The organism is Verrucomicrobiales bacterium (genome assembly GCA_016793885.1).
Taxonomy (GTDB): Bacteria; Verrucomicrobiota; Verrucomicrobiia; order Limisphaerales; family UBA11320; genus UBA11320.
In genome coordinates this window covers 54,028-75,637 of the sequence record JAEUHE010000193.1, presented here as the reverse complement: position 1 = coordinate 75,637, position 21,610 = coordinate 54,028, and the positions used below count along the sequence as shown (strand labels likewise).

Here is a 21,610-nt window from a genome sequence, read left to right as displayed (position 1 = left end):
GTCCCCAATGTGCAATGTGAAATGAGCAATGAACAATGTGCAATCCCCTGCTCCATCCGTTCCCCGCCGACCTTTGCGAGCACCAAGGCCACTAAGCTTTCCGGAGGGGGACCCAAAGTTTAACCCGCTTTTCCCTCGGGGAGCTTTTAGAGCTTAGTGCCTTCGTGTGAGGCATTCGGGGACACAGACGGGAAGAGAAAGGGCGACGGACTGGGCGACGGATTGCACATTGCGAATTGTTCATTGCTCATTTGTCATTGCGGAACAATCGAACCCGCTGCGCTCGGGGAATTATCCGAGCACGGAAAATCCTGCGGCCCATTTCCCTTCCCCAATGTGCAATGTGAAATGAGCAATGAACAATGTGCAATCCGGGTCCCCGCCGAACTTTGGGAGCTTACAGTTCACGGAGGGAAAGGCAGACGGGGATTGCACATTGCGAATTGTTCATTGCTCATTTGCCATTGCCGAGAAACGAGGCCCGCTGCGCTCGGGGAATTATCCGAGCACGGAAAATCCTACGGCCCATTTCCCGTCCCCAATGTGCAATGTGAAATGAGCAATGAACAATGTGCAATCCCCTGCTCCATCCGTTCCCCGCCGACCTTTGCGAGCACCAACGCCACTAGGCTTTCCGGAGGGGGACCCAAAGTTTAAACCGCAAAGGAGGCAATGGACGCGATGTGGGAAAGGAAAGGGCGACGGACTGGGCGACGGATTGCACATTGCGAATTGTTCATTGCTCATTTGTCATTGCCGATAAACGAGACCCGCTGCGCTCGGGGAATTATCCGAGCACGGAAAATCCTGCGGCCCATTTCCCTTCCCCAATGTGCAATGTGAAATGAGCAATGAACAATGTGCAATCCGATCCCTACCACCTACCACCTACCACCTACCACCTAAGTAACGCTCAGAGCGACTGGACGCGGATGCGGAAGAAGCGGGCGGTGGGCTGATTGTCGCTGAGCGGGATTCGCAGAGTCTGGCTGCGCAGGGGATACCGCGGCAGGTTGTTCGACTCCGGAAGCACCTCCCAGGTCGCAGCCGCATCCAGCGACCGCTTGAACTCCACAACGAGACTGCGGTTCGCCGGCTGCAACGCGACCAGATAGGGCTGGCCACCCTCCAACTCAATCGAGAGCCGCATCCGATCGTTCGGGTCCAAGGGATCGGTCCCAATCTGGAACTCGGCCTCATTGGTGTGACCGTCCGCATCAGGGTCGGCGCTGGACGCCGCTCGGGGATCACCCGCGGTGGGGAAGAAAACCGTCTTCCACGAGTCCAGACTCAAGCGCGCTTTCAACTCGTTGCTCGTAACCCAGGCGGTCAGCAGGTCGACCGCATTTTGATCCAGTTCGCTGCTGGCCAACGGAGGCATCTGGATGGATCCGCGAACCGCGATGCGCTTCAGGATCATGGACAGCTCCGGATGCCCCACCACAAAGGTCCGGTTCAGGGGATTGTCGAGCGTCTCCTTCAAAGGAGCATCGATCAGGCGGCTGCCCCAGGTGGCGCCATCGATTGGATTGCTGAAGCGCGCATCCCAGACCGTGGGCGCAGCGCCGCCGGGACGATGGCAGGAGGAGCAGTTGGAATCCAGGTAGGATCGAACGCGATACTCCAAGCTCGCGTCCACATCGGTCACCGCAGCCAGACGCGGCAAGGCATGCGGTTCAGGTATGGTGGCATTGCTGAAGTAACCTGCCCCCAACAAGGCATGAATTTGATTGGTCTCAATCCCCGAAGGATAGAGATAGGTGCGATTCAGCTGGGCGGTGTTGAAACCCAATAGCCCGCCGGTGATGGGCGTGTGACAGGCCAGGCAGGCGGAGCGGCTCGGATAGGCCCATTGCTGGTTCCGCACCTGCCCGTTGGCCAACTGCACCGGAATCGTCTCGCTGAATCCCTCGGACGGAACCAGCGTGGCATCCGACGCTCCGGGCTCCCAACGATAGGTAATCCCATAAACCCCTTCACCCGTCTGCACAATAAACCGCGTCTCCAGCCGCCGCTTTGCCTGGGTCACCTCATTGGTGACGAGATCAAAGTGTTTCACCCACACGCCTCCGGCCGGGGCGACCCACGGCAGATCTTTGTTGTAGGTCAGTGTCAGGCTGGTGTTGGGAAGCGAGAACCAACGCTGCTTCTGGGCGTGATCAGACCAAAACGGAGAGTTGATCTGGTACGGAAGAATCCCCGGCTGCGGCTCGAGCGTCGCGAGATCCTTGAAAGCTCCGGTGGCGGACAGGGTCGGCGGGAGCGCCGGTCCCGACGACGGCGGGCTGAGTTCCAGGCGTTTGATGGTATCACGCGGCAAAACACAGAGCAGGACATCGCCGTTCCGAGGATCCACCCCGTAGGCGCTCACCGCCCGCTCGACGGTAAGGACTCTGAAGTCACGGGCCTGAGTGCCGTCATAACGAAACGCCCACACATTGCCGTTCATGTAGTCGCCGAAGACATAGTGGCCTTGCAACTCCGGGAGGCGACTCCCGTGATAAACCACCCCACCGATCACGGAGTTGAAGATATAGTCGTTGCCGGAAGAACCATGCAGATACTCATGAATGGGAGGAACAGTCTCCGTGCTGGCAGGCACAATCCCGGGCCGGGGACCCGGAATCGATCCCTCGCGAAACGCCCATCCATAGTTGCCACCCTTCTTGATGATGTTCACTTCCTCACGATACCAGTCCCCCACTTCGCCGACATACAGATTCCCCGTCGGCTTATCGAAGCTCATGCGCCAGGGATTCCGCAGTCCGATGGCGTAAAACTCGGTTCGGACCTTGGTGGGGTCGACGGCGGATCCCGCGAAGGAGGTGGCTCCCACCCAGGGATTGTCTTGCGGAACCAAATACGGAAGGGCGTCAGGAACGAGCAAGGCCGGATGCACGGTGGGCGCGAGGTTGCCCGGCCGAAGATCCACGTCGATTCTCAAGACGCCGCTGAAAAAGTCTTTGTCGATGCGCTGGCTGTTCTTGTAGGTGGTGTCGCTGCCGGGGCCTTCATCGCCGACACCGATGTAGAGATAGCCGTCGGGTCCAAAATGCATATCGCCGCCACAGTGAAACAAGGCCTCGGTGTGCTGGGTGATGAGCGATCGCTCGGTTGACAGCTCCGCGCGGTTGGGATCCGTGGGTGACACTTGAAAGCGGGCGACGCGATGATGCGAGCCCGATCCGGCGGTGCTCGTGAAGGAGGCTATCGTGTAGAAGACGTAGAAGTACCCGTTACTCGAATAACCCGGATGGAAGGCCAGTCCGAGCAATCCCGCCTCTCCGTCGGTCGGGATCCCGCGTGGCCGTAGGTCCAGAAAGACAGAACGGCTCGGCGCGGCCAGATTGGTGATCACCGCGATCACCCCGGCCCGCTCCAAGACAAACAGGCGATTGGTCTCCCCGGGCGGAACAGCAATCCCCGTCGGATGCGTAAAGCGCACCCCGGGGAAGGCATCCACCGCCCGATACCTCGAGTTCGGCGACTCAGCGGGTAAGCGCAAGGTTGTGTTCGGAACCCGGGTCAGCGCCTGCGACCAGGCCATCATGGGAACCAAAGTGGCGACCGCCAGCAGAAGGCAGAGCAGACGGAACCAAAACATCGGGTGAGTCATAAACGGCTGGGCAGTGATGGCCATTTGGATTTTCGATCCAGGGTTAAAATCAACAGTCTTGAGTTGACTAATAATGCCACAGTCAAATGACTCCACAAGGGAGAATGTTGGGTCCTCCCCTTTCTGTACAGAGTGACATCCTGCCGACCATCATCCGTGATGGCGCCAGGTCTTACCTCGGATTCTTCCGAGGTCTGACTGCATGCAAATTATTGCGATGCAGCTATTTAATTAAAAGGTCCCGGTAACTACGCTACCGGGGCACCTTCATTCCCCACCCCCCTGCTTCGGCGCGGGCGCACAAAACTCAACCAGCATCCCGTGGGTGGACTTGGGGTGAAGAAAGGCCACCTGCTTCTCGTGCGCCCCTTCCACCGGCCGCTCGTTGATGAGCCGACAGCCCGTCGAAGCGGCTTGTTGAAGCTGCGCTAAAATATTATCGGTCGAAAACGCGATGTGGTGGATACCCTCCCCGCGGGTCTCCAGAAACTTGGCGATGGGACTATCCGACGCCGTGGGTTCCAGCAGTTCGAGGCGGACATTCCCGACTAAGAAAAAGGCGACCTTCACTTTCTGGGAGGGCACCTCCTCCTGACCCTCACAGCGCAGGCCCAGGGTCGACTCGTAAAAAGGGATCGCCTCGCTCAACGATTTCACCGCGATTCCCAGATGGTCTATTTGAGTCAGCATGGCAAGGTTCACTCCGTTCTCGAACGTCTCGGCTTCGATTATCGATATTCTCCAAACACCCGGCGCAGAACGCCGCAGACCTCTCCCAAGGTAGCGTAAGCCCGCATGGCCTCGAGCAGAGGGGGCATAATATTGTCCGTCCCGCGGGCGGCCTGCTCCAGCTGAGCACAGGCTGAGTTCACCCGATTGGCGTCACGCTTCTGCCGAACGTCCGCCAGGCGGCGCTTTTGCGATTCCTCCACGGCAGCCTCGAGGCGCAAGGTCTCAGGCGAGTCGGTCTCCGGCTCCTGGAAACGGTTGACCCCAACGATAATCCGCTCCTTCCGCTCGACCTGTTGCTGGAACTGGTAGGCCGAGTCCTCGATCTGGCGCTGGACGAAACCCGACTCGATCGCGCTCACCATGCCGCCCATCTGGTCAATTCGCTGAATCAGGCTGCTGGCCTCCAGCTCCAGCGAGTCGGTCAGCTTCTCGATGAAGTAGGACCCGGCGAGCGGATCGACGGTCTGGGTCACGCCTGACTCTAAGGCGATGATCTGCTGGGTTCTCAGCGCCAGCCGCGCGGCCTGCTCGGAAGGCAAGGCCAGAGCCTCGTCGCGCGCATTGGTGTGGAGCGACTGAGTCCCGCCCAGGACGGCAGCGAGCGCCTGCAGTGCGACCCGCACCACGTTGTTGTCGATCTGCTGCGCCGCCAGGGAGTGTCCGGAAGTCTGGGCGTGAAACCGCAGCATCTGGCTGGCCGGATCCTGGGCCTGGAAGCGCTCCTTCATGATGCGGGCCCACAGGCGTCGCGCGGCTCGAAACTTGGCGATTTCCTCCAGGAAGTCGGAGGACACGTTGAAAAAGAACGCCAGCCGCGACGCGAAGGCATCGACCTTCAGCCCCGACTGGATCGCGGCATCCACATACGCAATGCCGTTGGCCAGGGTGAAGGCCACCTCTTGAATCGCGTTCGCCCCCGCCTCGCGGATGTGATAGCCCGAAATGGAGATCGGATTGAACTGGGGGAGATTCGCCCGGCTCCACGCGATGATGTCGGTGGTGAGGCGCAGGCTGGCGCGCGGAGGAAAGATGTGGGTGCCCCGCGAGACGTACTCCTTCAGCACATCGTTCTGCAACGTGCCCGTCAAGAGATGCGGAGCGACGCCCTGCTTCTCGGCCACGATGACATACAGCGCCAGCAACACGGGCGCCGTCGCGTTAATGGTCATCGAGGTGGAGACCTTGTCGAGCGGGATGCCGGCGAAAAGGGTTTCCATGTCGGCCAACGAATCGATGGCCACACCCACCTTCCCAACCTCGCCACAGCTCATGGGCTGGTCGGAGTCGTAGCCAATCTGGGTGGGTAGATCGAACGCCACCGACAGCCCGGTGGTGCCCTGCTCCAGGAGGTAGCGATAGCGTCGGTTGGACTCCTCCGCCGTCGAGAATCCGGCATACTGGCGCATGGTCCACAACCGGCCGCGATACATGGTGGGCTGCACGCCGCGGGTGAAAGGATACTGCCCGGGAAATCCGAGCTGCTGGAGATAGGCGTCGTCCAGGTGGTTCGGCAGAGCGAGCCGTTCCGACGGGAGCCCGGACTGAGTGTGGAACTCCGGCCGGGTTTCGGGCGAACGCTGGAGAACCTTGCGCAACACCTGATCCTCCCATTGCGTCTGTGCAGGGTGCTTACTCATGGCCATGGTCATTTTGAATTTTTTTGCAAAGCTCCTGGAGCAGCCGATCCGCTCTTTGAAACCGATGTCCATCCTGAGCGGGGAGGTGTTTCATCAAGGAGGCCAGCTGCTGGCGAGCTTGTTCGGTGGCCCGATCCAAAACCTCACCGTCCCGCGCCGCACGCCGTTGCTGGTCCCGGGTTCCATCGTCACGCTGCTGTTGGAACAATCGGTCGGCCGCAGCGGCCAGGCTCTCGATTCCCTTCCCCTCCAAAGCGCAAGCGGAACAGACCTGCTGGCCCGTCTCATGCGCGAGCATTTCCATGTCAGCCAAGAGAAGATCGGCTCCCGGCCGATCGGACTTGTTAATGACCAGGATATCAACCAGCTCGATAAGCCCGGCCTTCATCGCTTGAATGTCATCGCCCAATCCAGGAGCCAGAACCAGCGCCGTGAGGTCCGCCGTCCGTGCCACGTCCATCTCGGTCTGGCCCACACCCACGGTCTCGATAAGAATCGTTTGGCAGCCGGCGCAGTCCAGAATCTGGGCGGCGGCCCGCGCCGCAAAGCTCAGCCCCCCCAACTTGCTGCGCGCCGCCATGGAGCGCATCACCACTTCCGGATCGGTCGCGTGCTGCATCATTCTCACACGATCCCCCAACAACGCGCCCTGATGAACCGGCGAAGAGGGATCCACCGCAATCACCCCGACCCGCTGGCCTGCGCGCCGGTAGTGGGCGATGAGCTGATTGGTCAGAGTGGATTTACCGCTGCCCGGCGGACCGGTGATACCGAGTATGTTGGCCGAGCCCTCGCCCTCTTCGTCTAAAGCCCCCAGCAACGCGCGGGCGCCCTCGGTTCCGTTCTCCACCATCGAGATGGCACGTCCAATAGCTCTGGGATCTCGAGCTCGAACACGCTCAAGCAGTTCGCCCGGGCGAATCATCCCTCCATCTCTTGTTGAGGGTTTCGCTCGCGGATCGCCTGAGCAAAGGCGTCGATGATCTGCTGGACCGGAGTTCCGGACGAAAAAACCGCCTTGATTCCGCTGCGCTTGAGATTCTCGGCATCGGCCGCCGGGATGACCCCGCCGCCCAGCACAGGAATATCGCCGGCCCCGGCCTTCTTGAGCAGATCGAGGACTGACAGAAAGAGGTGATTGTGGGAACCGGACAGAATGGAGAGGCCGATGGCATCCACATCCTCCTGAACCGCGGAGGCGACGATCTCCTCGGGGGTTCGGCGAATTCCCGTGTAGATGACCTCAAACCCCGCATCACGCAAGGCCCGGGCGATGAACTTGGCTCCCCGGTCATGTCCATCCAACCCTGGCTTACCGATCAGTATTCTCCCGCGGTGCTGGCTTATGTCCGCATCCATCCGGCAAGTTTACCACGCGGGAGGCGGTTATGCAATCGGTTCGATCGGGCAGAGGACTGGCAGGGGTATGGAGTTCCTGCTTCAGCAGGTTCGGCGTTCGAACTCACCTCGTCGCCGCATCCGCCTGAAGGCGGAACTCCGTACGGGGATTGGCCGCTCGGGGTATGGAGTTCCTGCTTGAGCAGGCTCGGCGTTCGAACTCACCTCGTCGCCGCCTCCGCCTATTGGTGAGGTGAGGATGAGAGACCACTACCGCAACAAACGGAAATAACGCGAGCGATCGCTATTGGTGGTGACGTAGGGGCTCGTGCTCGCAGCCCCGGAGACGTTGACCCAGGCGGCCGGCCCGGCCGGAGGAAGCGAAACGGCTTGCTGGAGGGAGTAACCCGTGCCTGTCCAGGAGAGGATAATGCGGTCGCCCTCCTGTGAAATCTGCAGTGAGGCCGGACTCAACACCGTCAAGCGCGCCACTTGGCTGGTCGCGGAGCCCACCGCGTTGGCGGCAATCACCCGATACTCGCCCGCGTTGCCGAGAGCGACCTGTGTCAGGGTCAGACTGGGTCCCGTCACCCCCGGAAGCGGGGTCTGGTTGAAAAACCACTGGTAGCTGATCGGGCCAGTGCCTTCGGTCGCCGTCGAAAATGTCACGCTATCACCTACCACCGCCGACTGATCCACGGGTTCCTGGGTGAACGTCGGCGCGGTGTCGGTCACCGGTTCGTCACCCAACTCATAGCTCAACGCCGTTCCGAACACGACGTCCGGACTGCCCACACTGAAGTTGTGAACCTCCACCGCCAACAAGTTGTCTCCGCGCACGAGGTTGGTCAGCGCATCTCCCCGCAGGGAAAAGATGGTGGGGCAAGTCGTCAGCGCATCCCCGTTGCATCCGGCAGTCGGATTCGCCGCCGCAGAAAGCGTGTTCCAAAGGATCTCCGTCGGCGCCTCGGCCATCCGAACGCGCTGCACTTCGACGCCGTTGAGATAGAAGACGGCGCCGTCATCAATGAAGTTCGAGAACATCAGGCCGGCCGGCAAGGCGGCTCCCGAATAGTTGAAATGAGTCCGAAAATAGTAGGTGATGGAGACCCGCAGGGGCGAGGAACTCAACAAAGGCAGCTGGGTCGCGCGCGGAGCCACCAGAACGTTGTCTTCCCGATGCAACAATCCCGGACCCTCGCCCAGCCAGTTGGAATCGTCATGGTCGCGCTTCATCCAGGGCACGCCGTCAAACCGATTGGTGTGGTATTTCCAGCTCTGCGACAGTCCAAAAATGGGAACCGTCAAGTTCGTGGTGACAAAGCAGGAGGCTGCCGAATACTCCTGGCCGTCGGCGAAGGCCAGGATGCGAAAGAAGTTCGTCGAGCTCGGCTCCAGCCCTTCGAGCAGGATCTGATGGCTCAGCCGCGGGGTCGAGTCCAGCGGCGTCGTGGTTCCATAGGCCGTCGTTGGACCATACTCCACCTGGGAAGTAGCCGGGGTGTCGGTGTTCCAACGAATGGTGGCGGAGTTGCGACCCGGGATCACCTGAACCTGGCTAATGAAGTTCTGCAGAGGCTTCGCATACACCCCGATATGGCTTCCCACATAACGTTCCCGACCGCGCCCCAGCAGATAACTGGGCTTGTTCAATCGGACAGGCAATCCTAGACAATCGGACATGACCATGGTGGTCGAGCCTCCCCCATCCATGTTCACGGCGTGATACGCCCCGAAGCGCAGCATCCACTCGGCGCTCTCCTCGTCCTGGCAGCCTTCGCTATACCCCGCCTGACGTCCATCAACCGTCACCAAGAACAGATACCGTCCCTCCTGGTCGATTCCGATCAAAGTGCGGGGTTCGTTGCCGGGAATCAGCGAGCGTGAGTTATTGGCCACGCTGACTCCCTCCCGGACCACGGCGTAATGACCCGAGACCGCGGTATAAAACCCGGTGTTGTTGGTCGGTGGAAAGTTCGTGGGGATAAACACCGGTTCCTTGTTCGTGGTGAAGAGGAACGCCGTTGAGTCTTCCAAAGTCTCCTGACGCGACACCACCCGACCCGCGCTGATATGAGTGCCGATAACCCGAACCGCGGTGCCCTCAGCGTCCACCTCCGAGGGGGAATAAAAGTTGGCATTGACTGCCACCTGAAGCTGGTTGGCCTGCAGAAAGGAGCTGACCGTCTGGGCGGCGGTCTCCCGGACGGTGGCCTGATAATTGGTGATCGGCGGCGTGGTCAGCAGCTGCACGTCCGGGTTCTTCAAATCGATGCGCAGCGCGTGCACCACCAGGAACCGAGAGTCTCCCTCCCCCGGGCTCACCCGCCCCACTGAGTGCTCAACTCCTTGATACAATGGCTCCCACGGTTCGATGGTCACGGTGGCCCGGGCACTGATACTCGCCAGCACCAAGAGCCCGCACACCCAACTCGAAAAGCGACAGCGCGCCATCGCCCTCCACATCCCCGAACTCCAATGTTTACTCTCGCTCATACAACACCCGATGTTAGATCGGCAACTTCTTGTCTTCGTTTCGTACCTCGTCTCGATCGAAAATCAACTCAGTCTCCGCTGTACTTATAATCATACCCCGGAATCGGGTCGCGGGTATAGGCCGCATTGATTCCATCATAGTGAAAGGGAATCAGCCGCACATGGCCATCCACAAAGCCCACCACACTCTCCGCGCCGTTGTAGAAGGGAGTGTTGTCGGCTCCGGTGAGGCTGCGATGCCAGGATAACGGCCCATGAGCGGTCCACTCCATCACGAGCAGGGTCTTCTCCGGCTGACGAATGCTGGTCACATCGCGTCCCGAAATGTTGGGCAACCCTGGCAGAGTCACCCCATTGAAGACATAGCTGTTGTAGCTGTATTTGGGATTCTTCCAAAACGGCATCACCGACTCGCTGGTCACCGCATAGCCTCGGTCGCTGGGACAGGCGAAGATCTTATCGGCCGTGGAGGGAGGCCCGCTGAGCCCCACATACCGCTTCACCTCCTCCTTGTAGGACCACCATCCCCCCGGCGGCGGACTGGTCTTGGTGACCGGCAGCTTGCGTCCGTGGTCTTCAGCGTACTTCAGGACGGCCTTGGTAACCTGGTTCAGGTTTTCGGTGCAGCGAACCAACCGAGAATTTTCTCTCGATTTGGAGATCATCGGGGCGACGACTGCCAGCAGGACGAACAGAGCCGCCACCACCAGCATCAGATCCGCGCGGGAAAAGCCCCCGCCGAGCGGAGACGGCGAGGTCACGAGACGTCGGACAGATCCGAGGCGGGGGGTGGCCTCACTCTCCGCATCGCTGCCCTTCCCAAATGAACAATGACCAATGAACAATGAGCAATGTGAAATCGGGTAGAGCCCCTCGCACCTCTTCACGGCTTGCCTCCATGCTTCGACACCCAGTCGTCCACGGTATCGCTGGTCACAACCTCATACAACCGATCGAATCCCTCACGAGCGCTGGCTGGAGCTCCAGTGGCGGCGGAGGCGGGCACTCGATCCACGACAGCGAGGTGCAGCAAGCCCCGAGCAAACAATTGCTTCAGATCGACTTGATGCGGGATCGCGCCGGCACACAGCGCCAGTATCTTCGCCTTGGTGTCCCCCAGCTTGTTGTTCTGACCCTCGTTAAACGTGGCCGGCCCCAGCAACGACACCACCACATCTTCCTCGCGGGCCCGGCGGAGGTACAGAAAGAAATCGCCCGGAGGGACGGCCGGAACCCGCAGCGGATCCAGCTTAATCCAGTTGGTCGCTAGAACTCGCACGCCGGCCGCGCTCAACGTTTTGACCAGGGCTTTCACCTGCGTGTCTGTGGCCGGGCTATCGGCCGTGCGCGAGTCGCGAGCGACCAGGATGACTCCCCCGCCCTTCCCCACCAGCTTGAGCGACTCCTCGCCCAGTACCTGACCCAGGCTTCGGTGTACGTCCCCTTCAAACGGGGGGGTGGGATGGTAGTAACGATAGATCCAGAGTGACGACAACAAGATCAGAATCCATGCGGTCAGGAGCTTGACTTGATGTGGTCGCATGCGGGATGGGTCGATCGGATGACGGAGGCCGCGAGGGAATCGGCAGCCTGGACCAGAATTATAGTTCCGGTCGGGGCTTGGCGAAGATCACGTTGGTGTTCACTCCCGAGAGGCTCCCCGCGATCATCTCACGCAAGCCCAGAGTCGTGGTCGTGTGGACACTGCCGTCGGCCAAGAACAAATTTCCCCGCAGCTGATGCATCGTCTCCTCCCAAGCGGCATCGACCGAATCGCCCAGGAACTTGTTCCAAGAGGGCTCGTATCCACCGCCGCCGCCGAAGACATTCCGGTCCCCGATCACAATGGTCTGCGGTTGGGGCTCACGCGACTCGGTCCCCACGAAATAGCTGAAATTCATCTCGGGATCCAGATTGCTCCAGTTGAGAATCGGCTGTTTCTCCCGGTCGGTGGGGCAGACCAAGATCCGAGGGGTAGCGATCTGGTTCGAGGCCACCCGGAAATGTTGAACCCAAACCGCAGCTGCCTGAGACCCCCCCTTGGACTCCGCCAACTGCCAGGGAAACTTGTCATCATGGTCGTTGGCCCAGAGCTTAAAGCCTATCCCAATCTGCTTCAACTGGTTGGAACATTCGACGTTCTTGGCCTTCAGCTTACCACTCGCCAAGCTGGGGAGAAGCATTCCGGCCAGAATCGCGATAATCGCTATGACCACCAATAACTCGATCAGCGTAAAGGCACGAGCCTGCTTGACGACTCTTTGTTCCATAGATAAGGGCAATCTAATTCCGCAATTGGGGATGTCAATTGACCGTTATCTTAATAATCGGGCAGTTTCACCAACCGAAGCGTTCTGAGGTCAAACCAGGCCTCCCCGCGGCGGGCTCGCAGCTCGCAGACCATTTCAAAGACGCGGGGCTCGCCCACGACCCGAAAGGTCACCTCCAACGGTGTCCAAGGACTGTCCCCCAGCACGGTGGGGATCCGCTCCAAAGTGAGGTCGGCCACCCGCAATGCGGCACCGTTCCGAGCTCCGAAAAGCAGCGGCTCCACTCCCGATGTCCGCACTCGCCCCTGGAATCGGTAGTGCCCGGCTGACAACAGGACCTTGGATCGCCAGGAAGCGGCCGTCCGGCTGCCGGCCACCACCCGCAGTACGCTCAGCCCGTCTTCCACCTGAGGCCGATCCAACTTGCCCCCGTCGGGGACGTCCCGAGGTGTCCAGTTCTCCAAAAGAGTCTCCCCCTCCCGCCAGGAGACCGGGCGCAATTCAGGCTCGGCCAGCTGACGGTCCAAGAAGGCGCGACGGTCGTAGACCCGTTGCTCCAAATCGGCGACCTCACGCCGAAACGAGGAAAGCTCCCTCCAGGACAGCCAGGGCTCTAGGACCCGGGCTTGGTTCTGGATCCAGGTGGCGATTGGCCCAGGTTGAAAGACCTCGGCGACTAACTGTTCACACTTCCGACGGTATCTCGCCTGCCCTTCGGGCGTGCGCATCACGGCTTCTGCCAGCCTGCCGGCCATGCTGGGAACCAACACCGCCTTGGGATTGCCGAGCAGTTGGTCCATGCCGTACGGCACCCAAAAAAACCTCCCCCGCGCGCGATCCAACGCCAGACGAAAATTGTTCCGAGCCAGGCAATATCCGTCGCGATGTCCCAGAATGATCTCCATCGCCATAAAGGTGACGAACTGATCGAGATCCACGATTTCCGAAAGCTGGTTCCATCGCTCGCTCACGGGGTCCGCTCGCAAGGCCTGGTCTAACCGAGCGAAGAACGTGGCCCAGGCTTCGGAATTCTCCCACTTGGGGACCAGCACCTGGTCCACATCCTGACCGCGTCCGGGTTCGAAGAGCAGAACACCCGCACCTGGATAACGATCCGCAACATACTCTTCGGTCAGGCCTTCCTGCAGCACGTAGATGCCCAACCGTCGGGAGCCCAGGCGAACCGAGGCATAGGTCGTTCGCGGCGTCGCGATTCCCGCCGTGTGGAAGAGGTGGGATCCGAGTCCCTGGTTAAGGTAGGTGGGATCCTCGACCGCATTGTTCAGATGGATCTTCCTCAAGCCATAGAATTGGTGGGCTGGGGAACCGGCCGCAAACTGCAGGGTGAACGAAGGTTTATCATCAATCGAACGCACACTGCCGCGGGTTCCCTTCAGGTGGATGAACACGTTGGAGTAGATCGTCGTTCCCTGGCGCACCCAGCCGGTCACCGGCCGCCGTCGGTCCTTTCTCAAACTGGCCAGTCCGTCGGGAGCGATCTCTAGTTCGAGGGGCAGGACGCGTGCGGACTCAAACAGCGGAGCGGAAGAGTGGCCGTAGGAGAGCGAAGAGGCGTCGGTGTTGATCGCGGGGAACACGCTCAGAACGAGAGCGAACTGGGCGAAGACAATCCATATCCCGGCGAGGAGAGGAGCAACGGGTGCCATCCGCGGGCCGATCGTCAACTGCATACCGAAAGAGTCTAGGGCGGAGCCGCGCGGAATCCAGGAAGATGTGGAAGGGGAGGGGGCTGGGGCCGGGTGTCAGGTGGTAGGTGCCTGGGGCCGGATTGCACATTGCGAATTGTTCATTGCTCATTTGTCATTGGGGTCAGGTCCTGAAATAGGTTGGTACCTCGGAAAGTGAAAAACCGAGGTAATATGAGAGTGATTCGCTATAGTCGGAGCTTTAAAACACAAGTGGTGCGCGAGGCCGAGGCGGAAGGAAACGTTCCTTTTCGAGTAAGCTTGAAGTATCGAATACCCGCAACGACGGTGATGCGCTGGGTAAAGGCTCATGGGAGCGGAAAAATTGGAAAGGTGATACGAGTGCAAAAGCCAGGAGAGATCGACGAGCTAAACCGCCTGAGGCGAGAGTTGCGAACTGTTAAGGAAGCCTTAGCGGATGCGCACGTGGCGTTGGCGGTGGAGAAGGCGTATGTGGAGTTAGCCTGCGAAGAGTTGGGCCAATCGGAGGAGGATTGGCGAAAAAAGCAGGCTGGCGGGCCGCGCACCGGGCGATCCAAGCCCAACCGAAGCTAAAGGTCGTAGCGGTCTGCCGAATCGTGGGGATGACTCCCCAGAACTACTACGCGCGAAGACACCAACGGCGTCGCCAGCAAGTTGATGTGGATCTGATGCTAGGATTGGTGCGAGCCGAGCGGCGCGAACAGCCGCGACTTGGAACTCGTAAAGTCTACCATTTGATCAAACCTGAGTTGAAAAAAGCCGGGGTAAAGATCGGTCGAGATCGAGTGTTTAAGGAGTTGAAGAAGGCTGAGCTATTGGTGGCCAGAAAGCAGTCGCAGTGGCCTAAAACGACGCATTACAACGAGAATCTGCCCGTTTTTAAGAATCTGGTGAAGGACCGGAAAGTGACCAGGCGCAATCAGGTGTGGGTGGCGGACATTACTTACATTCGAACCGAAGAGAGCTTTCTATACTTGGCGCTAGTGACGGATAAATGGTCGCGGAAGATCGTAGGATTCCACCTGAGCGAGAGCCTGGAAGTGGAGGTAGTGATCAAGGCACTGAACCTGGGGCTTAAGAGTCTTAAACCGAGTGAGAAGCCCATTCATCATTCCGATCGCGGGTGTCAGTACGCTTCGCACACCTTTGTGCAAAGGATCCGAGAGGCGGGCTTACGGATGAGTATGACCGAGATGGATCATTGCGCGGAAAACTCCATGGCCGAACGTGTCAACGGAATCTTGAAACAGGAGTATTGGTTGGATGCGACTTTTCCCGACAGCAGCCGAGCCAAACAAGCGTGTGCCGAAGCCATTCGGCTCTACAACATGCGGCGTCCGCACAAGAATCTGGCGATGAAGACACCAGAGCAAGTGCACCAGGCTTAGCCAGGTCGCGCGGCTCCCCCCAGACCCCCCTGCGGAATGCCCGACGCCTGGGCCCCTCTGCGCACGATAGGAGCCGCGAGTGAGCTCGCACCACCGACTCCTATCGGCGCTTATCCCAGGCGCCGACCATTCCGGAGTGCCGCTTCGCGGAGAGTAGAAAGTACCAAATTATTTTCAGGACTTGACCCGAGAAACGAGACCCGCTGCGCTCGGGGAAATATCCGAGGACGGAAGATCCTACGCCCCATTTCCCTTCCCCAATGTGCAATGTGAAATGAGCAATGAACAATGTGCAATCCCCTGCTCCATCGGCTCCGGTCATCCGACACCCCGACCAGGATGCGGGGCAGGCGGACGATCCGCCTTCGCTGGCAGCTACGGCGTGACAAGCGCTCGCTAAGAGGGGGCGGAGGACCGGGCACCGGGCTCACGCTCCCAACTCGTCACTCATCACTCGTCACTCATCACTTCCCCAAAGATCAGCTGACGTTCTCGACCTTGGGGGGTCGGAGGGTCGGATCCTGCGGATGCACGCCGACTTCCCCGCCGAACTTGGTCTGCCGACCGAATCGCAGTTCAGCCGAGCGAGAGTCCGTACCGTCGGAGGACGTCGCGACCGCAGGAAGGGTGTATTGACCATCTGGAAGCGCGAAGCGGTAGCTGAAACTGCCGTCGGACCTCAACTTGATCACCCGACCGCCAATCGTCACCGTCGCATCCGGTTCCGTGGCTCCGTAAATGATCAGCTCCGCATTGACGTTGAACCAGAATCCCTTGCGGCGATCCATTCCCCCGCCGAAGGGACTCGACAGGCTCGAGACCGACAAACTGCTGGGAAGTGAAAATTCAGCGGCACCGCGGGAGGACAAATCCTGAATCAACTGCCGGCGGATCAGCTCCGTGATCTCCAAAGATCCGATCCAAACACGCCGCACATCATCGATCGACAGCGCGGCTGCGAGCGCGCGATCTTGAGCGGGCGTCCACTGACTGGATGCAACCGCGCCCTGAGTGGGCAGGCCGGGATGCTTGTCCGCCCGCATCTCTTGCATCGCGTGCAACAGCGGCTGATTCTCCTGCGCCAGGGATTTGACCAAGGCCACCAACTGCTTCATCGAAACCTCGAAGGGAAGCGTTTCGAACTGAACCGAAAGATCATCGGAAAGGTGATCAGGGGGAGTCAGCGTGGGCTCCGACACCGAAATGCGCGTCCAACGACGCTGCTTGGAATAGTAGCCCAGCTCTCCCAGGAAACGGGTGTTTCCCCGGGCGACATGGATAAACCAGTGCCGCGATTCAGGATGCACATGCACTTCGGCAAAAGGCACATCTCCCACCGTGTCCTTGAACACCCGAACCACCAGGTGTTTGTCAACCGACCGGGAATTGTAGTCGCGCAGCTGCTCCAGGGTCAGATCCCAATGCGCATACAGCCAGTGAGGGTCTCGAGCCACCACCAGAAGTTTTTTGGTTCCATAGGCCTCCGGCAAACTTCGGTCGAGTTCGCCGGCAGCGGCGGCCACGGCCGCCGGTCCCAAGGCGTATCGTTCACCCGGACCACTGCGGCTGGTCCGCGGGGGAGCATCGCCCTCCAGGAGGATCGGAGGCACCTCCAAAGCGGCTTCCTGAACCTGTTCTGCACCCAACGGAGTCGCTTTCCGCGCCGGCGCCGGACGCTTACTCCCGGCACGGCTAGATCCCGAACGAGAGGGCTTCTTGGGTTTCTCAGATTTCATAAGTTTGTCGCCAGCACAGGTGAGGGAAGACCCGCTGTCATCGAGAATCGAGATTACTGAGCGCCAAGGACCTCGCGCAACGGAAAACTCCAACCGATTTTGGCCCTACAGCGTTCCGCCCATTAGCCGAAGGTGATACTAGGTTCAAGTTCTTTGACTTCGGAGCGTGAATGAGGGCTTAATTCGGCCGGATCGGATCAGATCGGACGGACATCAACGATCATGCAAGTAAGGGTAAAGATTTGCGGCATCACCAGCACGGCCGACGCTCTCGCGGCGGTGGAAGCGGGGGCGGACGCGCTGGGCTTTGTCTTCTACGAGAACAGCCCTCGCCATATCACCCCCGAGCGCGCGGCTGAGATCATCAGCCACCTGCCCCCGTTCATCAGCCGAGTCGGATTGTTCGTGGACGCGTCGGCCGCTCAGATCCACGCGACCATCGCCACCACTCGCATCGACACCCTTCAGCTCCACGGGGAAGAAACACCGGAGTTCTGCGGTCAATTTCGAACCACCACGCTCAAGGCCATCCGCATGCAAGGGGCGAAATCCCTCAAGAATCTCAGTCAATACCCGGTCTCGGCCATCTTGCTCGACAGCTTCGTCCCCGGCCAAGCGGGTGGAACGGGGGCAAAATTCGACTGGAACCTCGCCCTGGAAGCCAAGCGCTCCGGCAAGCCCATCATTCTGGCCGGAGGCCTCAAACCCGACAACGTCGCTGAGGCTATCCAGTCGGTGAATCCGTTTGCAGTGGATGTCAGCAGCGGCGTGGAAACGTCGCCGGGCAAGAAGGATATCCGTAAGATGCGAGACTTCGTCCGCGCCGCGCATAGCGCTATGAGGGAGAAGTGACGAGTGACGAGTGATGAGTGATGAGTTGTGAGTTGCCGAAGGGGAATGGTCCGGGGTCCCACGGCAATGAGTTTCCACGCCAATGGGAAATGTCAAATGGACAGGGATAGTGAAGGGTGAACAATGCTGAGTTACCCAGCCCTTGGCTCCCCAACTCATCACTCATCACTCATCACTTCCCCCTACGCCCGGAAAGGAACCGATTCCACGATCCGTTGAATCACTTGTTCCACGGTCATGCCATCGGCCTCGGCTCGATAGTTGAGGAGAATGCGGTGACGGAGGACGGGCTGGGCGAGCGCCTTGATATCCGCATCGGTCACGTGAGGACGACCCTCCAGCAGGGCTCGGGCTTTCGCACCCAACACCAAGAATTGTCCCGCCCGCAGACCAGCACCCCAGTTCACCCAATCGTTGACGAAGGAGGGCGTGCCCTTTTGACGGGGACGCGAGGCCGCCGCGAGACGCACCGCATAGCGAACCACATCCTCGGCGATCGGCACCTTCCGGATGATTTCGTGAAAGCGCAACACGTCCTCGCCGGTGAATAAAGCCTGGATCACTTCGCGAACATTCGAGGTGGTCTGAGTGACCACCCGGACTTCATCGTCCTCGGGCAGATAGTTGATCACCACGTTAAACATGAACCGATCCAGCTGAGCCTCGGGAAGCGGGTAGGTTCCCTCCATCTCGATCGGGTTCTGGGTCGCGAGCACAAAGAAAGGCTCTTCCAAGGCGTGGCGGGTGCCTGCCGCGGTCACCTGATGCTCCTGCATCGCCTCGAGCAAGGCAGCCTGGGTTTTGGGCGGGGTCCGGTTGATCTCATCCGCCAAGACCATGTTGGCGAAGATGGGCCCTTTGACGAAGGTCATCACCCGTCCCTCCGCGCCCGAGTTCAGAATCTCCGTTCCCGTGATGTCGGCCGGCATGAGATCCGGCGTGAACTGAATCCGCTGAAAACGGAGCTGAAATACCTGGGAGATCGACTTAACGAGCAGGGTCTTGGCGAGTCCCGGCGCACCCGTAATCAAACAATGGCCGCCGGCAAACAGCGCCAGCAGGATCTGCTCGATGGCCTCGCGCTGACCAACAACCGCCTTGCCAAGCTCGGCCAGGATGCGGGCGCGTCCCGTTTGGAGTAACTCGACCGTTTGTCTCTCGAGAGACTTCGTGTTGTCAGGAACCGCCACAAGTTGCCTTTCTGTTAACTGCCCTGTCCCTCCCCGGCAGTGGGTGCTTCGGTCGTGGAGGAGGAAGAGCTTTCCTGGGTTTCCGTCGGCTGCGGCCGCTCCCGATCCCGGGGGTCACGGTCACGATCGCGATCGCGATCACGATCACGGTCTCGGTCACGAGGATCGCGCTCGCGATCCCGCCCCGGCTGGGACTGTCCCTGCGGCTGACCCGATCCTGGGGAGTGAGAATGCCCGTGGCTGGATCCATGAGCATGAGACCCATGGCTGTGCGAACCACCGCCCTGCTCGCGCTGCGGGGGACGAAACGCCTGCCGCAAGTCTCGCTGGGGACGCACCTGATTGAGGCGCTGCAAGGTCTGCTTCAACCGCTCGATTTCAGCCTCATCGGACTCTTTCTCGACGTGCGCCGCCTGCAGCACATCCATGACCTCCTCGAGCTCTTCGAGCACGTGTTGAAGCTCCAAAGTGATCTTACGAACCTCCTCGATCGCTTCAGAAACGGAGCGATGTCTGGGCGGAGGCGGTGGAGGTGGCGGGGCTTGGGGACGCTGAAAATCACGCTGAGGACGCTGGGGGCGCTGAGGGTCGGGACGTCCCGCCCGACTCGGCCTCTGCGGCAAAAAGGCACGGGGCGCCGGGGTAATCGGCCGCAGAGGCGGCTCCTCATCCTCCTCGGCATCCGTTGCAGATCCCGATTCCGCGCGAGATCCGACGGCGTCGGCTTCTTCGTCCGGAATACGGTTGCCCCGATTGTCGTCATCCTCGTCTACCGACCCTTCCCGGGAATCTTTCGAGCCTTCAGAGGCACCCGACCCTTCAAAGTAATTCTCGGAAGAGGACTCACCCGAAGCGACTTCGGCGGCCTCACCCGAGCCCTCCTCATCGCGCTCATCTACCTCGTCTCGTTCCTCCCGATCTCCCACCGCCTGAGCCTGAGGTTGTCCAGCTGCCTCGACAGCACCACCCTCCGGAGCCGGGCCGCGCCGGCGTCGCCGTCCACCGCGTCGCCCACGTCGTCGGGGCGGACGGCGGGGTCCGAAACCGCCGGGGTCGGACGAACCTGCCTGGGGGGCTGGAGAATCATCAGGGGGAATCATGAATAAGAAGGCGGAGCGCACAGCCCCGCGAGAAGAGGTTGTATTGAGTCCGTAAGACACGGGCGGCCATGATCATCGGGACGCGCCAACAGGCAGGCTTGAGCCCGCCGCGTCCCCGAGGGCACCGTGGAATTACTTCTTGAAGAACGCATCGATTTCGCGGCGGAAGACATTCTCTTCCACTTTGACAATCCCCACCTCGCGACGGGCATTGTCTTCCGAATCGCTGGCATGAGCGGCATTGACCATGATCGTCGAACCAAACTCACGACGAATAGATCCCGGAGGAGCCTTGGAAGGATCGGTGGGACCGAGCACGTCGCGAATTTTCGAAACAGCTTCCACTCCCTCGTAGACCAGAGCGATACAGCGCTCGGACCCGGGGGCATTCAGCTGTTCCGGAGTGCATTCGCTCGGCGCCTTGCCGGCCATGAAGCGGACGATATTGTCGAACTGGTTGTCACCGTAGATGGGACCGAGGATCTCACCGAGCTGCTTGACTTCCTTTTCCGGCAACGCAAATCCAAAAGCCTTTTCCAAGGCTTCCTTGCTCTGCTTGGCAACCACATCCTTGAGTTTGGTACGGAGGACTTCACGCACTGGCCCGTAGAACTCCATCGCTTGAGCCACACTCATGCGGTGCAGCTTGATGCCGACGATGTAGAGCCCGGTGCGGGAAAAGAAATCGATGACGTTTCCGGGGCGGCCGGTGGGGAAACGGAAATTGTCCGGCTTGATGAGCACCAGGGTGCGCTGCGGGGTTTCGCCGGCCGCGTAACCGATCGTGTTCGACAAGATGCCACCGTCGGTGTCGGAGTAGCGCGCCCAGAGCTTCAACTTGACTTCGGCTTCCTCCACATTGGGAGGTGCCAACACCGCCGGCTCGAAATAGCGAACGTTCCCGTTGTCGTCCAGGATCATGTCCGCATAGGTGTCGCGAATCGTCTCACCGCTGCGGCGGTCCGGGCTCAGATTGCCCACCACCGACCGCAAGGTCCGCACCGCTTCCTCGCCGCGGAACAAGAGCATCATCACCCGCCGCCGACGTCCCGTCTTGGGATCAGGGGAGAAATTCTGCAGGATGTAGTCCCGAAGCAATTCTTGCACGCGGCGATCCTGAGGATCATTCGCCGACACGATGGCCTGAGAGTATTCCTTAACGAGCTCCGCGCTGGGAGCAAACATGCGCGCGCCAACCAGCTCCAGACGAGTCCGCGCGATCAATCGAGCGAGGATACCTCCGGTGCGAGATTTATGCAGCGAGTAGGGTGTGATGATGGCGTAAGCCAGTTGTTCTGCCATAGAAATTGAAACTCAAGATGTTGTCGAAGAAGGAGGAGTCTCAGGAGTGGATGCAGGTGGCTCGGCCCCAGCCGAGGCCTTGCCGCCTAGGATTTTAAACATGACTGTCCCACACGTGGGACAGACTCCCTTGATCGCCTTACGCCCGTTCTTCATGACTTCCTCCACGGCGTGGACGATTTCATTCTTCGCTTTGCATTTAACGCAATAACCTTCGGGCATACAGTGCCTTGCATTCCGGCTTAGCCGGATTCGCACGGACGAG

At 60.1% G+C, this 21,610-nt stretch carries 17 protein-coding genes; 3 read left to right on the top strand and 14 right to left on the bottom strand.

Going from position 1 to position 21,610, the window contains the following annotated elements; genetic code table 11:
• Positions 1-913: 913 nt before the first annotated feature.
• The 10 genes from JNN07_22285 to JNN07_22240 all read right to left on the bottom strand — a co-directional run bounded on the left by JNN07_22285 (position 914) and on the right by JNN07_22240 (position 13,780).
• A complete protein-coding gene (locus tag JNN07_22285) occupies positions 914-3,640 on the bottom strand; it encodes a PQQ-dependent sugar dehydrogenase (GenBank protein ID MBL9170482.1) in 2,727 nt (908 codons plus the stop codon).
• 243 nt (positions 3,641-3,883) lie between these two features.
• The gene (gene mce / locus JNN07_22280) at positions 3,884-4,306 is read right to left on the bottom strand and encodes a methylmalonyl-CoA epimerase (GenBank protein ID MBL9170481.1); all 423 of its coding nucleotides are present in this window, start codon (positions 4,304-4,306) and stop codon (positions 3,884-3,886) included.
• 38 nt (positions 4,307-4,344) lie between these two features.
• Positions 4,345-5,985, bottom strand: a complete 1,641-nt coding sequence (locus JNN07_22275; GenBank protein MBL9170480.1) for a methylmalonyl-CoA mutase family protein — start codon at positions 5,983-5,985, stop codon at positions 4,345-4,347.
• Positions 5,978-6,910: a methylmalonyl Co-A mutase-associated GTPase MeaB gene (gene meaB, locus JNN07_22270; GenBank protein ID MBL9170479.1), complete on the bottom strand. Its 933-nt coding sequence runs from the start codon at positions 6,908-6,910 to the stop codon at positions 5,978-5,980. Before meaB ends, JNN07_22275 begins: the two co-directional genes overlap by 8 nt.
• Entirely contained in the window at positions 6,907-7,344 is a 438-nt protein-coding gene (locus JNN07_22265; protein ID MBL9170478.1) for a cobalamin B12-binding domain-containing protein, read from the bottom strand. Before JNN07_22265 ends, meaB begins: the two co-directional genes overlap by 4 nt.
• Before the next feature lie 249 nt (positions 7,345-7,593).
• Positions 7,594-9,819: a phosphodiester glycosidase family protein gene (locus JNN07_22260; GenBank protein MBL9170477.1), complete on the bottom strand. Its 2,226-nt coding sequence runs from the start codon at positions 9,817-9,819 to the stop codon at positions 7,594-7,596.
• Between the two features lie 68 nt (positions 9,820-9,887).
• Positions 9,888-10,580 carry a hypothetical protein gene (locus JNN07_22255; GenBank protein MBL9170476.1) on the bottom strand — a complete coding sequence of 231 codons (693 nt, stop codon included), beginning with the start codon at positions 10,578-10,580 and terminating at the stop codon, positions 9,888-9,890.
• Between the two features lie 122 nt (positions 10,581-10,702).
• On the bottom strand, positions 10,703-11,362 hold the full coding sequence (locus JNN07_22250) for a hypothetical protein (GenBank protein MBL9170475.1): 660 nt from the start codon (positions 11,360-11,362) through the stop codon (positions 10,703-10,705).
• Between the two features lie 58 nt (positions 11,363-11,420).
• Positions 11,421-12,089 carry a type II secretion system protein gene (locus JNN07_22245; GenBank protein ID MBL9170474.1) on the bottom strand — a complete coding sequence of 223 codons (669 nt, stop codon included), beginning with the start codon at positions 12,087-12,089 and terminating at the stop codon, positions 11,421-11,423.
• 50 nt (positions 12,090-12,139) lie between these two features.
• Positions 12,140-13,780: a CotH kinase family protein gene (locus JNN07_22240; protein ID MBL9170473.1), complete on the bottom strand. Its 1,641-nt coding sequence runs from the start codon at positions 13,778-13,780 to the stop codon at positions 12,140-12,142.
• A 189-nt stretch (positions 13,781-13,969) separates the two neighbouring features.
• On the opposite strand from JNN07_22240, the gene JNN07_22235 reads away from it, so the two are divergent.
• Together JNN07_22235 and JNN07_22230 are read left to right on the top strand one after the other, a co-directional pair.
• The gene (locus tag JNN07_22235; protein MBL9170472.1) at positions 13,970-14,350 is read left to right on the top strand and encodes a hypothetical protein; all 381 of its coding nucleotides are present in this window, start codon (positions 13,970-13,972) and stop codon (positions 14,348-14,350) included.
• On the top strand, positions 14,290-15,165 hold the full coding sequence (locus tag JNN07_22230) for an IS3 family transposase (GenBank protein MBL9170471.1): 876 nt from the start codon (positions 14,290-14,292) through the stop codon (positions 15,163-15,165). Before JNN07_22235 ends, JNN07_22230 begins: the two co-directional genes overlap by 61 nt.
• 479 nt (positions 15,166-15,644) lie before the next feature.
• Here JNN07_22230 and JNN07_22225 read toward each other — a convergent pair whose 3' ends face one another.
• Positions 15,645-16,901 (bottom strand): DUF4912 domain-containing protein, encoded by a 1,257-nt coding sequence (locus JNN07_22225; GenBank protein MBL9170470.1) that lies wholly within the window; start codon positions 16,899-16,901, stop codon positions 15,645-15,647.
• Positions 16,902-17,120: 219 nt separating this feature from the next.
• Between JNN07_22225 and JNN07_22220 the strand changes: the two genes are divergently transcribed.
• On the top strand, positions 17,121-17,753 hold the full coding sequence (locus tag JNN07_22220) for a phosphoribosylanthranilate isomerase (GenBank protein ID MBL9170469.1): 633 nt from the start codon (positions 17,121-17,123) through the stop codon (positions 17,751-17,753).
• A 182-nt stretch (positions 17,754-17,935) separates the two neighbouring features.
• On the opposite strand, the gene JNN07_22215 is transcribed toward JNN07_22220, so the two are convergent.
• From JNN07_22215 to JNN07_22205, 3 genes are all read right to left on the bottom strand, one after another.
• Positions 17,936-18,943 (bottom strand): MoxR family ATPase, encoded by a 1,008-nt coding sequence (locus JNN07_22215; GenBank protein MBL9170468.1) that lies wholly within the window; start codon positions 18,941-18,943, stop codon positions 17,936-17,938.
• Between the two features lie 14 nt (positions 18,944-18,957).
• Positions 18,958-20,043 (bottom strand): hypothetical protein, encoded by a 1,086-nt coding sequence (locus JNN07_22210; GenBank protein MBL9170467.1) that lies wholly within the window; start codon positions 20,041-20,043, stop codon positions 18,958-18,960.
• Between the two features lie 132 nt (positions 20,044-20,175).
• Entirely contained in the window at positions 20,176-21,345 is a 1,170-nt protein-coding gene (locus JNN07_22205) for a nucleoside-diphosphate kinase (GenBank protein MBL9170466.1), read from the bottom strand.
• Positions 21,346-21,610: the final 265 nt, after the last annotated feature.

What these genes read in the sequence shown, in the direction of transcription:
- JNN07_22265 (MBL9170478.1), bottom strand. Translation starts at nt 7,344, where the DNA reads ATGGATGCGGACATAAGCCAGCACCGCGGGAGAATACTGATCGGTAAG.
- JNN07_22245 (MBL9170474.1), bottom strand. Translation starts at nt 12,089, where the DNA reads ATGGAACAAAGAGTCGTCAAGCAGGCTCGTGCCTTTACGCTGATCGAG.
- JNN07_22240 (MBL9170473.1), bottom strand. Translation starts at nt 13,780, where the DNA reads ATGCAGTTGACGATCGGCCCGCGGATGGCACCCGTTGCTCCTCTCCTC.
- mce (MBL9170481.1), bottom strand. Translation starts at nt 4,306, where the DNA reads ATGCTGACTCAAATAGACCATCTGGGAATCGCGGTGAAATCGTTGAGC.
- JNN07_22210 (MBL9170467.1), bottom strand. Translation starts at nt 20,043, where the DNA reads ATGATTCCCCCTGATGATTCTCCAGCCCCCCAGGCAGGTTCGTCCGAC.
- JNN07_22260 (MBL9170477.1), bottom strand. Translation starts at nt 9,819, where the DNA reads ATGAGCGAGAGTAAACATTGGAGTTCGGGGATGTGGAGGGCGATGGCG.
- JNN07_22225 (MBL9170470.1), bottom strand. Translation starts at nt 16,901, where the DNA reads ATGAAATCTGAGAAACCCAAGAAGCCCTCTCGTTCGGGATCTAGCCGT.
- JNN07_22205 (MBL9170466.1), bottom strand. Translation starts at nt 21,345, where the DNA reads ATGGCAGAACAACTGGCTTACGCCATCATCACACCCTACTCGCTGCAT.
- JNN07_22250 (MBL9170475.1), bottom strand. Translation starts at nt 11,362, where the DNA reads ATGCGACCACATCAAGTCAAGCTCCTGACCGCATGGATTCTGATCTTG.
- JNN07_22285 (MBL9170482.1), bottom strand. Translation starts at nt 3,640, where the DNA reads ATGGCCATCACTGCCCAGCCGTTTATGACTCACCCGATGTTTTGGTTC.
- meaB (MBL9170479.1), bottom strand. Translation starts at nt 6,910, where the DNA reads ATGATTCGCCCGGGCGAACTGCTTGAGCGTGTTCGAGCTCGAGATCCC.
- JNN07_22235 (MBL9170472.1), top strand. Translation starts at nt 13,970, where the DNA reads ATGAGAGTGATTCGCTATAGTCGGAGCTTTAAAACACAAGTGGTGCGC.
- JNN07_22275 (MBL9170480.1), bottom strand. Translation starts at nt 5,985, where the DNA reads ATGAGTAAGCACCCTGCACAGACGCAATGGGAGGATCAGGTGTTGCGC.